Source organism: Pseudoalteromonas sp. SWXJ133 (genome assembly GCF_015864365.1).
GTDB classification, from domain to species: Bacteria; Pseudomonadota; Gammaproteobacteria; order Enterobacterales; family Alteromonadaceae; genus Pseudoalteromonas; species Pseudoalteromonas arctica.
This window is the reverse complement of the sequence record NZ_JADYXJ010000006.1, coordinates 70,792-84,967: the sequence shown is the minus strand read 5'-3', so window position 1 is coordinate 84,967 and position 14,176 is coordinate 70,792. Positions and strand designations below refer to the sequence as shown.

Genomic DNA, 14,176 nt, shown 5'->3' with positions numbered 1-14,176 from the left:
TCTCTAGCCTTCCTTCTCGATCGTAGTTAAGCAATCGCGTAGGATAGAACCATACTCGTATTTGCCTGGACAAACGAAGGTACATAACGCTAAATCTTCTTCATCAAGTTCAAGCGCGCCCAATGAAATTGCACTGTCTAGATCGCGTGCAATTAAGTCACGTAATAATAGAGTAGGCAAAATATCTAGCGGCATTACGCGCTCGTAGCTACCAATTGGTACCATGGCACGTTTTGAACCACCTGTTGACGTTGTCATTTTAAATAAACGACTCGGCGCAAGGTGAGAAAGGAATGTACGCGTTACAGAGAATTTATCACTACCTGGTGCAATCCAGCCAAACAATTCTTTTTCGCGACCTTCAAGTAAAACAGATACTTGAACGTGGTAACGACCTAAGAATGCATGAACACCGTTTGAAATAGAACCTGATAGAACAGAACCAGAAATAACGCGGTTATCTCCGTCTTCTAGCTCACCAGCCACTAAATCATCCAATGAAGCACCTAATTGTGTTTTCACTAAACGTGGGTTTTTAACGCGGGGACCTGCAAGCGAAATAACACGATTTGTGTAAATTTCACCAGTAAGGAATAGGTGACCATACGCAATAACGTCTTGGTAACCAATATGCCAAACTTGTTTGCTAACAGAAACTGCATCAAGATGATGGATATGAGTGCCAACGAGGCCAGCCGGATGCACACCACCAAACTCATGTACTTCTACTTGAGCTATAGATGAGCTAGGAACTTGGCTACCTGCTTTTTTACACACAAATACTTTACCATCGGTCAAACGCGAAATAACAGCAAGACCCGCTTCAAATGCTTGCGCATTTTCGGCAATTATCACTGCAGGATCTGCAGCTAATGGGTTTGTGTCAGTTGCGGTCACGAAAATAGAACTAGGATTTGCATCCACAGCCGCTACTTTACTAAATGGGCGAACACGAAGTGCTGTCCATTGACCAGACTGGATAAGTACTTCTTTGGCTTTTTCACGCTCTAAGCTCGCAAGCTCGTCTGCTTTGAAAGAGTCAAAGGTGATTTGCTCACTGCCGCTAACTTCAATAACAACAGATTGCAGCACACGTTTAGCACCACGATTTATTTCTTTTACTGTGCCAGAAGCTGGAGCAGTAAATAGGACGCCTGGGTTCTTTTTATCTTCAAAAAGTACCTGGCCTTTTTTGACTTGGTCATCCACACGAACATGCATGGTTGGACGCATACCGATAAACTCTTCACCAAGCACAGCTACACGTTTGACAGCAGAACCGTCATGTATAACTTGCTGTGGCGCGCCCTCTAAGGGTAAATCCAGACCTTTTTTTATATTGATCATACGCACTTGCATTACATTAAAGGAAAGAAACTGAAAAATCGTATCAACCACGTCGCCATTTGAGTTATTCCAAGTTATATCAAGGTACAAAAGAGCAGCTTGCTAGAAAAGTCAAACAAGCAACGTAGTAAAACTCATCACATATTGTTGAGATTTTAACATCATTTTAGATGACTATGCGAGTGTATTTGTGAAAATTATACGACAGAAACACTTATTTAGTTTTGTTAAGTGGTTTAAATAAAAATCAAGGTAGACCAAAGTAGTAGCCTAAGCAATTATCGTTCCTGATTCCATCGTAAATTAAACAAATCGCATAATACAAAAAAAGCCGCTATAGCGGCTTTTTATGACTAAATTCTGTTAGTCAATCATATTGGCAATTGGCTTAACTGAATCAATGTCTTGATCGTAGTCAACACCGTCTATACCAAAACCAAATAAGCGTAAAAACTCATTATGATATCCAACATAATCTGTTAGCTCATCTATGCTGCTTGTATCAACACTATCCCATACAGCTTGAACGCGTGCTTGCACATCGTCTTCTAGCTCTTTGTAGTTTTGGAATAAATGTCCACCGTCGTCAAAGCGAGGTGATTCACCATACAAGTTTTCACTAAATAATGCATGGATTTGCTCAATGGTGCCTTCATATGTGCCATCTGCTTTCATAACTTTGAATAAAGCAGAAATATATAACGGCATAATAGGAATAGCAGAACTTGCTTGTGTCACTACTGCATTAAGTGATGAAACATACGCCTCACCATTTAAATCTTTTGTTGATTCTTTAATAGCAGCCGTTGCTCGGTCTAAATCTTCTTTAGCTTTACCAATAGTAGCGTGACCGTATATTGGCCATGTTAGCTCTTTACCAATATAAGTATACGCTGTGGTTTTAAAGTTATCGGCTAATACATCCGCTTCTTTTAATGCGTCAATCCACATTTCCCAATCTTCACCACCCATTACTTTAATCGTGTTGTCGATATCGTCTTGATTTGCAGCTTCAACAGTAATTTCATCAATTTCACGCTTTGATGTATTTAAATTTTTTGTTGTTACGGCATTACCAATTGGCTTAAGTGTAGAAGAAAACACTTCACCGGTATTTGGATCAGTACGACGAGGAGATGCTAGGCTGTAGATAATACAATCTACTTTGCCCAAATCAGCTTTAATGGTGTCGATTGCTTTTTGCTTGATTTCGTTAGAAAACGCATCGCCATTAATATTTTTAGACCAAAGGCCCGCTTCGTCTGCTGCATCTTGAAAAGCAGCGGTATTGTACCAACCAGCAGAACCTGTTTTACGCTCTGTACCTTCTTTTTCAAAGAAAATACCTAATGTTTTAGCACCACCACCAAACGCAGCAGTAATGCGCGATGCCAAGCCGTAGCCTGTTGATGCGCCAATAACTAATACATTTTTTGGTGCGTTTTCTAATGCACTCTGTTGTTTTACATAGTTAATTTGATCTTGAACATGCTCTGCACAACCAGCTGGGTGTGCGTTTGTGCAGATAAATCCACGAATTTTAGGCTTAATGACCATTGATCATCCTATATCTTTTACAATAAAAATTAGCGCTAGTTTAAAGGCTAATACTAAAAACACTGATCTGATCAGTTAAACACCGATCAAATTCCCTATTTATTTTAGTTAAGCTTTGAGCCGCCCATACAATTAGGAGAATCAGGCGCTTCACCGCCCTGCTCTGTATACTCGTCTGGTGTATATGTATGAATAGCGAGTGCATGAATATGATTTGCTAATTCATCTTTTAAAATTTCGTTAATTTCACGATGGCGTTGTAATAAGCGCTTACCCGCAAACTCTTCGCTAACCACTATAACTTTAAAGTGTGATTCAGTGCCAGCACTGTGCATATGGCTTTCGTTAATCACGTTTAAATGTTTACACGCAATAGCGTTGCTTATTTTTTCTTGGATCTGTTGCTGCATTGACATAAAAAGACCGTTTTAATTAGCTAATTTATACACTTACTATAACAATTTAACGCAGCGATTGGCTAACTAAATTGCTTTTGCTTAATGTGCTTTATAAATCGGTAAGTTAAACTTATTCGCGGATGCGCAAGTGTGGTTTGCTTAGGTATTGCATGTTGATAATCTCGTTGGCTATGTCCATTCATTATTAAACAGCTGCCACTTTGTAATTTTAAGTCGGTTACTTTATTGCTCGCCTTGTGCTTTAACTTTAAAACCCGATCAGCTCCTAGAGAGACACACACAATTGTTGGTTTATCACCAAGCTCTATTTCATCATCACTGTGCCATCCCATCGTATCATTACCATCTCGGTAATAATTAACGAGCAATGAGTTTAGAGGCTGGTTTAAATGTGCTTCTAAACGCTTTCGCATATTGAGTAACAATTCATCCCATGGTTCTACTATTTGCTTACTACTCGAATAGCCGTATTCAATATTTAAATCACTCATGAAACATTGCAGTCGTGGAATAGGCCCCGTTTTGCCATAAACGGTTACATCGGGTTGCTGCCAACGTAGATTTTTTTGCAAATAATAAAATAGATCGAGGCTTTTTTGTGCACTAAGTGCCCTACTTTGATAAGAAAAGCCATTTGGTAACTGTTGGGGGTTGGCGTTTTGCCGTTGCATGTTAGAATTTACCTACATTAGATTACTGATCAACGAACCATTATGACGACGCAAGCCCAGCTAGGCGATAAAACCTTTACTCTTGAACGCTTTCCATTGGATCAAAAAAACCGCAGCTTACAAGCGTGGGATTCGGCAGATGAGTACCTTATCAATTATGTTAACGAACATCACCCAGATTGTCGCTCATTGCTTATTTTAAACGATAGCTTTGGTGCACTTGCTTGTTATTTTAATAAGTTAACGGTTTGTTCAGTTAATGATTCTTATATTAGCCACCAAGCTGCGGCTTATAACTTACAAGAAAACAAGCTGCCTACAGCAGAGTTTACGCAAGTAGATAGTTTGTCGGCATTACCAGAGGATGTAGATTTAGTACTTATTAAAATCCCTCGTAATGTAGGTTTTTTACAGTTCCAATTAAGTGAACTTAGTGAAGTACTTGCACCTGGTACACCAGTAATTGCCGCAGGTAAAACAAAAGAAATTCATAATTCAACAATAAAATCATTTGAGCAATTTATTGGTGAAACAACAACAAGCCTAGCAGTTAAAAAATCTCGTCTTATATTAAGTACAGCTAAAGGCGGATATAAAGCAGCAGACTTCCCTACAACATGGGAACTTGAAGGTACTGAGTTTAATATAACAAATCATGCAAATGTGTTTTCGCGTGATTCGTTAGATATTGGTGCGCGCTTCTTTTTTAACTACTTACCAGAAACACCTAAAGCTAAAAGCATTATTGATTTAGGCTGTGGTAACGGCGTTGTTGGATTAATGACGCTTGCTCGTTGCCCCAATGCATCAATCACCTTTGTTGATGAGTCTTACATGGCAGTAGAGTCAGCCCGGTTAAATGTAGAAATTAACCTAGGCGATAAGTTTGATAACTGTGAATTTATCGAAAACGACTGTTTAACAGGCTTTGAAAGAGACAGTGTGGATATGGTGCTTTGCAATCCTCCATTTCACCAAGCTCAAGCTGTTACCGATCACATTGCTTGGCAAATGTTTAAACAAGCAAAAGATACTTTAAAAGAAGGCGGTGAGCTGCGTATTATTGGTAATCGTCATTTAGATTATCACGATAAATTAAATCGTATGTTTGGTAACTGTAAGCTGCTAGGTTCAAACAAAAAGTTTGTCGTTTTAAGCGCAACTAAAAATAGTGGAATGCTATAAATGAAATTAACAAACATTATAATTGGGTGTTGTGTATTGCTACTACTTGGTGGCTGCGCTAATCAGCCTAGCCAAGTAATACTCAATCCTGTTTATAAAAGTGGTCAAATAAGCACTATAAATAGTAGCTTAAGCACCAGTGTAATTGATTTACGTGGCGATTCATCAACACTTAAACTTATTGAATCAGACAAAACTAAAACCTTTGCAAGCCAAGGTCTTACTGAATCAGTTAAAAGTGTTTTAGACAGCGCCCTTAGCCGCAATGGCGCCAGCATTTCTAATTTAGCGTCTGTACGCTTTGAAGTAGATATTCATGCACTACAAGCGGTGGTAACCGAAAAACTAGTGAGCCATACCAGTGAAGCGCATATAGAGCTTGGTGTAAGAGTTATTCGCGCCTCAAGCAATTTTAGTAAAGTGTATAGAGGCAGTGCGAATTTAGAAGGCCCGTTTAGTCACGAGCGAGCAAAAATAGAAGGTCAGCTCAATAAGTTGACTGAGCAAATTATTACCCGCATTGTATCTGACCCTGAATTAATAGAATTTTTAGAAGGTTAACTATGAAACGACTTTTTTTAATCTGCTTAGGCCTATTTTTTAGTGTAAGTAGCTTGGCAGCCCAAGAAGGCCGCTTTGTTCAAAAAGATAATATTTTTCCACGCGTCGAAATCGTAACGACAATGGGCAGTATTGTTGTTGAACTCGACCGTTCGAGAGCGCCTATTACGGTCAATAACTTTTTAACTTACGTGTCAGATAAAAGCTATCAAGGCAGTGTTTTTCATCGTATTGAGCGCGATGTGGAAAATGACCGCGACTTTGTTATTCAAGGTGGTGGCTACGATAAAGATTACGACGGCTTACACGAAAACGATCCTATTTTTAATGAAAGCGGTAACGGTATGAAAAACGATATGTATAGCATTGCTATGGCGTATCAAGACCGTGAACCGCACTCTGGTACTCGTCAGTTCTTTTTTAATATGGATAACAACGATCACTTAAACCCAGGTAAAGATTGGGGTTTTGCTGTTTTTGGTAATGTGATGGAAGGCTACGAAACATTAGATAAAATTATGGCGGTTGAAACAGGGTTTAATGAAAAAATTGGTTACGATTTTGTTCCTAAAAAACCAGTGGTCATCTTAAATATTAAAATGCTTGAACAAGTTCCACTGTAATTTTTTAAGAGCAGCTTAGCTGCTCTGCATCTAAGCCAATGAAGGCCCTATGAGCAAATCTCTCTCTATTAGCGAATATTTTTCTTACTTTAAAGACAAACGCTTAATCCATATTTTTATATTTGGTATGAGTAGCGGTTTTCCGTGGGTATTAATTGGCTCTGTTATGTCGGCTTGGCTAAAGGATGAAGGGCTAAGCCGCAGTATGATTGGCCTATTCGGCATTGTATTTGGCGCTTACAGTATCAATTTTTTATGGTCACCGCTCATTGACCGTACAAAACTCCCTATTTTATATAAATGGCTAGGCCAACGTCGTAGTTGGATACTATTTTGCCAGAGCTTTATTTTTATTGGCACCTTATTATTAGCTGGGCTTGATTTAAAAGCTAATTTAGCAATTGTTGCTGCAATTTGTTTGTTAATCGCCATTGCTTCTGCAACGCAAGACATTGCTATTGATGCATTCAGAATAGACACACTTAAAGCAAACGAATCTCACAAAGCAACAGCGGCAGCCGCTATGGCAACATCTGGTTGGTGGACAGGTTATGCGCTTTTAGGTGCAATTCCATTTTATATGGCTGATATCCCCTCGCTCGACTGGCCACAAATTTATTACTTTTTAGCTGCTGTAATGTTGCTGCTAATGAGTGGAGCATTGTTTGCAAAAGAGCCTGAATCAAATAGAGAAGCGGTACATGCCGAACTTGAACGTGTGTACCTTGAAAAACTGTCCTCTACAAAACAAACCCCTCTAACAAAAACTGTTGCGTGGCTCGCGGTAACCGTTATTGATCCCTTTAGAGCTTTTTTTACTAAAAATGGCGTTAAAACGGCACTGGCTTTACTTGCGTTTATTTTCTTATTTAAAATAGGCGAAGCGTTTTTAGGGCGAATGTCGATTGTTTTTTATAAAGAAATTGGTTTTAGCAATAGCGATATAGCTACATTTTCAAAGGTAGGTACTGCCGTACTTACAATCATATTTACCTTTGTTGGCAGTTTATTTAATCAAAAATATGGCATTGTTAAGGGTTTATTTGTTAGTGGCATTGCGATGGCGGCCTCAAACTTAGCCTTTTCGTGGATTGCTTTAGTTGGCCCTGATTTAAGACTGTATGCCTTTGCTATTGTTATTGACGGGTTTACGCAAGCATGGTCGCTGGTCGCTATGGTGGCCTTTATATCGATGTTATGCGATAGAGCATTTAGTGCAACACACTATGCATTACTGGCGTCATTAGGGAATTTAGGACGAACATTACTTTCGAGCTACAGTGGTGTAGTAATTGATGATTGGTTAATGGGAAATTGGTCGCTGTTCTTTGTTTTAACAGCCTTGATGGTTATACCTTCGCTGATATTTTTATACCTGATTAGGCATAAATTATATGAGCTTGAGAAAAATTATCATAAAAATATTTAATGCATCCCTGCATTAACATATTGCTTAGCACTATCAAGTGCCCCTTAAAGTGTACTAAGCAATGTTTGAGTTAATCTACTTTTAGCAAGCTAAGTGCTTCATGTGGATCAACTTCTAGAGCTGTACAATAACGAACAAACTCAATCACATCTAAACGGCGTTCTTGATTTTCAATCTTGCCGATAAACGAATGAGGCGTTCCCAGCACTTGTGCTAGGCTTCGCATTGTATGACCCTTTTCGTGGCGCTTACTTTTAAGCCACTTTGTTAGCTTTGCATTTTCTTCAGAAGAAACTGTTTTGCCCATCATTTTACATCTCCTACTAGATGATTTGACGTACCTATTAAAGCAGTAGTCTCTATCAATAGCTGTAGGCAAGTAAGCAGTCATACTTACATTCAATAGCAAGCTATTGCTTAACAAAGCATGTGTTGCTACTCACTCCACCAATATAGCTAAAAGTACTACGCTAATAATGTGGTAAAGATTTGTTTTTATTGAGAATGAAATTTTGCCCGTCTCATTCTTGGATACATTATATACTATTAACACTTTGGTTAAATAACTAATTACATACTCGGTACAAATATGAACACGAGTGAATATTTATAAACGCTGAATATTGACCTAAGTACTCAAAAAGTATTAATAAATTAATTTCTAGTTATAAAATATTTAAATGAATTTTTATAACAATTTTGTTCCAATTTATCGTCACATGTTTATGATTAAGCAATAATTAGCACCAAAAAGGCCGAATAATGTTCAGACTTCTTTTTTTATTACCGATTGTATTGTGCTTGGGTTGGTACTTTTTTTTGCGCCACAACGGCGTACCAATTAAGCAAGGCAAAAAAGGCTTCATATACATTTTAGCGTTTTCTGCATTTGTACTTGGCTTTTTTGTATTAATAATGCAAATAACCGAATATGCACCAAGCGATTTGTAGGCATTAAAAAAGCCGCAAAGCGGCTTCATTCTATTTAGCGTTTGGCTGTTAAACGCTAAAGCTTGCACCACAACCACAGGTTGTTGTTGCATTAGGATTAGATACAAAAAAGCGTGCGCCTTCTAATCCTTCAGTGTAATCAACTTCACCGTCAACCAAATATTGAATGCTCATTGGATCAATCACGAGTGTTACACCATTTTTTACAATTTCTAAATCGCCAGGATTCGCTTTTTCATCAAAAGTAAAACCATATTGAAAACCAGAACAACCACCACCTGTTACATAAACACGCAGTTTTAAATCTGGATTTTCTTCTTCGTCGATTAACTGTTTAACGCGAACAGCAGCTGCATCGCTGAACTTAATTGGTAATTCTTCAGACATTTTAAAACCCTCAATATCGCAATGGCGTGATTATCTAATACCCGAGTGTTTTAATCAAGTATAGTAAAACAACTCTTTACTCTAAGTTATACCTATAAATTAGTAAAAAAGTGGCTAAACATTAGCTCACTAAAATAATACTTAAGCAAACTAAAAGCGACCCTTGTAAACTATAAATTCATTAAAAATTTTAGTTATAAAAAATAGGTCTTAATCTTTACTGCAAATTGTTAATATAAGTTACGAAAAATTCAAAATCACAAGGACTTAACTAAACTCTTTTGCTAAAATGCTGCTGAAAAATGCGGCGAGGAAATAATGCATGTGGCTTGAGCAACTCAGGCGTCGACTGGCAAAACCTAAAACATCTGTACAATTATGCTTATTAGGCGTAGTTGCCGGATTAATTGCTGCATTTTTTATTATTTTATTTCGCTTAACTATTTTGTTTTTTCAAAGCTTATTTTTGGAAACACCTGACGACTTTACTACCCTACCCACTCTTGAACGCGTTTTAATGCCATTAATAGCCGCATTTTTAATTGCGTGCTTTGCTGCATTTACTGGCTTTAAACATTACCGTTTAGGCATTCCTTTTGTTATTCATCGTATTAAACGCCATTACGGGCAAATGCCTTTATACAATACGGTTAATCAATTTGTTGGTGGCGCACTTGCACTCATTAGCGGTTTTTCGGTTGGCCGAGAAGGGCCTTCCGTACATATGGGCGCAACAGGTGCGAGTATTTTAGCGGATAAACTACATTTACCGCATAACGCCATGCGTACTTTAAGTGGTTGCGGCGTTGCAGCAGGTATAGCCGCTTCGTTTAATACCCCACTTGCAGCCGTTATTTTTGTAATGGAAGTGGTACTTCGAGAATATAAAGTACACATATTTGTGCCAATCATGCTTGCTGCTGTTACTGGTGCACTCGCTACGCAGTTTGTTTTTGGTGAAGGCTCTGAACTTGCACTCATTACAATAGCGCCATTAAGTGGTTGGCATTACCCTTATTTAATATTATGCGGTATGGCGCTGGGCGCTATAGCATTTAGCTTTAATCAAAACTTAATGCTAATTATTAAAACATTTAAACCTTTAAGTATGTTTCCTCGTTTACTAATCGCAGGCTGTATTGCCAGCTTGATAGCTTACGCGGTGCCTCATGCTATGGGTTCTGGTATGAGTGCGATTACTATCGCGGTTGAATCGCCTGATAACGTAAAGCTGCTTACTACCATTTTAATAGCTAAACTACTTGCCACATTGTTTGCTATTGGTTTGGGTATTCCTGGTGGTTTAATTGGTCCGGTAATTGGGCTTGGTGTATTAATTGGGACATTAATGGCCTTTTTTGCTCAATATATTAGCCCGGGTACTGATATTGCGGGTACGTATGGGGTTTTAGGTATGGCTGGATTATTAGCGGCTACACTGCATGCACCACTTGCTGCATTAACAACAGTAATGGAGCTTACATCATCACCTGAAATAATCGTTCCTGCGATGATAGTTATAACCACTGCATATGTAACTGCATTACAATTTTTTGGAAATCGCTCCATATTTTTGCAGCAATTAGATTTTCAGGGATTGCCGTACCATGTATCTCCCGCTACCGAAGCATTACAAAAAGTGGGAATAATGGATGATATGGATGAAGACTTTAAATTGCTTTACTCAGACGATAAAGAGCAAATAAAAAATACGCTTGATGCCATGGATAGCCAAACACCCTTGATTGTTTTTGACGAAGAAAATGGCTATCGCCTCGCTGAATACGATTTAACGCTAATGTCTGATGAAGCAATAAATATAAATTACATTAGCTTGCAGGGCATCAGCAGCCAAGCCACCCTAGCCGATGCATTCGATATACTAAAAGATAAAAGAAGTGGCGCGCTTTACGTTTATAACCTTTTAGATAATCAACAAATTATGGGGCTATTACGCTGGGATCAAATTCATCATATTTTAACCATTCGTAACAGCTTACTTTAAGCAATAAGGACTATTATGAGCGCATTATTGATTTATAAAACACTCCACATATTTTTTATGATTGCGTGGTTTGCCGGTATTTTTTACTTGCCTCGATTATTTGTATATCACGCAATGAGCGAAGAAAGATCATGTAACTCTATGCTTAAAGTTATGGAGCGCAGACTACTTTATTTCGTAACCCCATTTGCTGTTTTAACGGCTGTATTTGGGGTGTTAACCATTGTTGAATATGGTCGTGATTGGTTTAAATACAGTATGTGGCTACATTACAAACTTGTACTGGTAATTATTTTATACCTATACCACGGCTACTGTTTTAAGTTATTGAGTGACTTTAAACATGACCGAAACACTAAAACAGACCGCTTTTACCGTATTTTTAATGAGCTCCCTGTTATTGCGCTGCTCATCATAGTGGCACTTGCGGTAATAAAACCTAATTTATAAGCGTTTCGGTGCATGTTAAACTGCGCTGCAATTTACAATACTTACTATAACACGCGCGATTGCGTGCTCCATTTATGGATTATCGCGCCCATTTGATTGATTAGGAATACCCCATGTTAAGTTTCCAAGGCGAACATATACTGTCTGTAAATCAGCTAGACAGAGACTGCATTGAACGTATTTTTGCAGTAGCTAAAAAAATGGAGCCTTATGCTAAAAAACAAAAGCAAACAACGGTGCTTAAAGGCGCTATTTTAGCAAATTTGTTTTTTGAACCAAGTACTCGCACGCGAGTTAGCTTTGGTACAGCCTTTAACTTACTAGGCGGGGGTGTACGTGAAACTACAGGTATGCAAAGCTCAGCGCTTGCAAAAGGTGAATCACTTTACGATACCGCGCGCGTTATTTCAGCTTACGCAGATGCTGTTGCTATGCGCCACCCCGATGCAGGTTCAGTAAGTGAATTTGCTGATGGCTGTACTGTGCCAGTTATTAATGGCGGCGACGGTCCAAATGAGCACCCGACTCAAGCATTACTTGATTTATTAACCATTGAGCGTGAATTACACCGTTTTGATCAAAATATTGATGGCATGCATATAGCGCTTGTGGGTGATTTAAAATATGGTCGCACAGTGCATTCTCTATCAAAACTATTGTGCCATTATAAAAACGTAAAATTTTCGATGGTCGCGCCTGATGGCCTACAAATGCCAACGAGCATTTTAGATGCCGTAGAAAATGCAGGACACAAAATTGAGCTAGTAAACAAGATGGAAGGTAATTTAGCAGCCGATATTGTCTACCAAACACGTATTCAAGAAGAGCGTTTTCCTTCACAAGAAGAAGCAAATAAATACCGTGGCGGTTTTAGAATTAGCCAATCTATTTACAGCGCTCATTGCAAACCTAACTCTGTGTTAATGCATCCGTTACCACGTGATAGTCGCTTAGAAGCCAACGAGCTTGATAACGACTTAAACAGTAACGACAATTTAGCAATATTCCGCCAAGTACAAAATGGCGTATTAATTCGTATGGCACTGTTTGCTTTAACACTCGGCGTAGAAAATAAAGTCGATAAGTATGAAGTGGACGTACCTTGGTTTAGCCGCAAACGCGACAGCTAAACCCTCTTTAAGTGACAATTTATAGGATTTTTCATGACAATTAGCCAAGACTTATTTGAACGCGCTCAAGCCTCTATTCCAGGTGGCGTAAACTCGCCAGTTCGTGCTTTTAATGGTGTAGGCGGTACGCCGCTATTTATTACAAAAGCAGAAGGCGCGTTTACATTTGATGCCGACGGTAATCGTTACATTGATTATGTTGGCTCTTGGGGGCCTATGATCATGGGCCATAACCACCCTGCAATTAAACAAGCCGTGCACGAAGCAGTAGAAAATGGCCTTAGCTATGGTGCGCCAACTGAAGCCGAAATATTAATGGCTGAAAAAGTAAAAGAGCTGGTTCCATCAATCGAAAAAGTACGCATGGTTAGCTCAGGCACTGAAGCAACAATGAGTGCAATTCGTTTAGCACGTGGCTTTACCGGCCGCGATAAAATATTAAAATTTGAAGGTTGTTACCACGGCCATGCTGACTCGTTATTAGTTAAGGCAGGCTCTGGTGCACTAACAATGGGCGTACCTAATTCTCCTGGTATTCCTGAGGACTTTGCTAAGCATACACTTACTGTATCGTTTAATAACCTAGATGAAGTAAAAGCTATTTTTGCAAAATACGCTGACGAAATTGCCTGTATTATTGTAGAGCCAGTAGCCGGTAACATGAACTGCATTCCACCAGTGCCAGGCTTTTTAGAAGGTTTGCGTGATGTGTGTGACGAATATAAATCAGTACTTATTTTTGATGAAGTAATGACGGGTTTTCGTGTTGCACTTGGCGGCGCTCAAGCGTATTACAACATTAAACCAGACCTTACGTGTTTAGGTAAAGTCATTGGCGGCGGCATGCCTGTTGGCGCATTTGGTGGTAAAACCGAAATAATGGATTACATTGCGCCTGTGGGCCCTGTTTACCAAGCGGGTACTCTTTCTGGTAACCCTATTGCGATGGCTGCAGGTTTAAAATCACTTGAGCTATTATGTGAGCCAGGTCTACACAATAAGTTAGAAGCAACGTCTAAAGCAATTTGTGAAGGCTTTGAAGCTGGCGCTAAAAAAGCAGGCATTGCATTAACAACTAATTATGCTGGCGGCATGTATGGATTCTTTTTTACTGATGCTGAAAAAGTAACGACATACAAACAAGCTACTGAATGCGACCTAGAGCGCTTCAAACGTTTTTTCCACCTTATGCTTGAAGAAGGTGTGTACCTTGCTCCATCAGCATTTGAAGCTGGTTTTGTATGTGCTGCGCATACTGAGCAAGAAGTAAAAGAAACAATAGCGGCAGCAGAGCGCTCGTTTGCTAAACTTTAAGTTAAAATTACTTTTTATATTTTATAAGCGCTTGTTTTTACAGTGTGTAATTAAGACTAAAGATTGAAAAAAGCCCGAAAGGGCTTTTTTTATTTGTAAAGTACTATAAATGAATGATAATTAAGCATAACAAGGTCTATTCACCTT

15 protein-coding genes are annotated in these 14,176 nt (G+C 38.8%); 9 read left to right on the top strand and 6 right to left on the bottom strand.

Features of this window, described 5'->3' with window-relative positions; translation table 11 throughout:
• Positions 1–3 precede the first annotated feature (3 nt).
• From I6F40_RS06295 to I6F40_RS06280, 4 genes are all read right to left on the bottom strand, one after another.
• A complete protein-coding gene (locus I6F40_RS06295) occupies positions 4–1,347 on the bottom strand; it encodes a Na(+)-translocating NADH-quinone reductase subunit A (RefSeq protein WP_166378528.1) in 1,344 nt (447 codons plus the stop codon).
• A gap of 363 nt (positions 1,348–1,710) precedes the next feature.
• Positions 1,711–2,904: an enoyl-ACP reductase FabV gene (gene fabV / locus I6F40_RS06290; protein WP_197192666.1), complete on the bottom strand. Its 1,194-nt coding sequence runs from the start codon at positions 2,902–2,904 to the stop codon at positions 1,711–1,713.
• A 104-nt stretch (positions 2,905–3,008) separates the two neighbouring features.
• Entirely contained in the window at positions 3,009–3,320 is a 312-nt protein-coding gene (locus I6F40_RS06285; RefSeq protein ID WP_197192665.1) for a BolA family protein, read from the bottom strand.
• 62 nt (positions 3,321–3,382) lie between these two features.
• Positions 3,383–3,994, bottom strand: coding sequence for an alpha-ketoglutarate-dependent dioxygenase AlkB family protein (locus tag I6F40_RS06280; RefSeq protein WP_024589283.1), 612 nt, complete (start codon positions 3,992–3,994; stop codon positions 3,383–3,385).
• A gap of 42 nt (positions 3,995–4,036) precedes the next feature.
• On the opposite strand from I6F40_RS06280, the gene I6F40_RS06275 reads away from it, so the two are divergent.
• From I6F40_RS06275 to I6F40_RS06260, 4 genes are read left to right on the top strand one after another with little or no spacing between them, the layout of a single operon-like run.
• Positions 4,037–5,179, top strand: a complete 1,143-nt coding sequence (locus I6F40_RS06275; RefSeq protein ID WP_197192664.1) for a methyltransferase — start codon at positions 4,037–4,039, stop codon at positions 5,177–5,179.
• A complete protein-coding gene (locus tag I6F40_RS06270) occupies positions 5,180–5,740 on the top strand; it encodes a YajG family lipoprotein (protein ID WP_166378536.1) in 561 nt (186 codons plus the stop codon).
• Positions 5,741–5,742: 2 nt separating this feature from the next.
• Positions 5,743–6,363: a peptidylprolyl isomerase gene (locus I6F40_RS06265; RefSeq protein WP_165721273.1), complete on the top strand. Its 621-nt coding sequence runs from the start codon at positions 5,743–5,745 to the stop codon at positions 6,361–6,363.
• A 49-nt stretch (positions 6,364–6,412) separates the two neighbouring features.
• Entirely contained in the window at positions 6,413–7,792 is a 1,380-nt protein-coding gene (locus tag I6F40_RS06260; protein ID WP_007584875.1) for an AmpG family muropeptide MFS transporter, read from the top strand.
• A 70-nt stretch (positions 7,793–7,862) separates the two neighbouring features.
• Here I6F40_RS06260 and I6F40_RS06255 read toward each other — a convergent pair whose 3' ends face one another.
• A complete protein-coding gene (locus I6F40_RS06255) occupies positions 7,863–8,102 on the bottom strand; it encodes a helix-turn-helix domain-containing protein (protein ID WP_007584874.1) in 240 nt (79 codons plus the stop codon).
• Positions 8,103–8,554: 452 nt separating this feature from the next.
• Here I6F40_RS06255 and I6F40_RS06250 point away from each other — a divergent pair, with 452 nt between their 5' ends.
• Entirely contained in the window at positions 8,555–8,743 is a 189-nt protein-coding gene (locus I6F40_RS06250) for a hypothetical protein (protein WP_197192663.1), read from the top strand.
• A gap of 48 nt (positions 8,744–8,791) precedes the next feature.
• Here the strand turns inward: I6F40_RS06250 and erpA are convergent, their stop codons facing one another.
• Positions 8,792–9,130: an iron-sulfur cluster insertion protein ErpA gene (erpA, locus tag I6F40_RS06245; RefSeq protein ID WP_002958911.1), complete on the bottom strand. Its 339-nt coding sequence runs from the start codon at positions 9,128–9,130 to the stop codon at positions 8,792–8,794.
• A gap of 322 nt (positions 9,131–9,452) precedes the next feature.
• Here erpA and I6F40_RS06240 point away from each other — a divergent pair, with 322 nt between their 5' ends.
• The 4 genes from I6F40_RS06240 to hemL all read left to right on the top strand — a co-directional run bounded on the left by I6F40_RS06240 (position 9,453) and on the right by hemL (position 14,029).
• Positions 9,453–11,135 carry a chloride channel protein gene (locus I6F40_RS06240; protein ID WP_007584866.1) on the top strand — a complete coding sequence of 561 codons (1,683 nt, stop codon included), beginning with the start codon at positions 9,453–9,455 and terminating at the stop codon, positions 11,133–11,135.
• Between the two features lie 15 nt (positions 11,136–11,150).
• Positions 11,151–11,585 (top strand): CopD family protein, encoded by a 435-nt coding sequence (locus tag I6F40_RS06235; RefSeq protein ID WP_007584864.1) that lies wholly within the window; start codon positions 11,151–11,153, stop codon positions 11,583–11,585.
• A 113-nt stretch (positions 11,586–11,698) separates the two neighbouring features.
• Positions 11,699–12,715 (top strand): aspartate carbamoyltransferase, encoded by a 1,017-nt coding sequence (locus I6F40_RS06230; RefSeq protein WP_007584862.1) that lies wholly within the window; start codon positions 11,699–11,701, stop codon positions 12,713–12,715.
• A 33-nt stretch (positions 12,716–12,748) separates the two neighbouring features.
• Complete coding sequence (gene hemL, locus I6F40_RS06225) at positions 12,749–14,029, top strand: glutamate-1-semialdehyde 2,1-aminomutase (RefSeq protein ID WP_166378544.1); 1,281 nt, start codon at positions 12,749–12,751, stop codon at positions 14,027–14,029.
• The last annotated feature ends 147 nt before the right edge of the window (positions 14,030–14,176 follow it).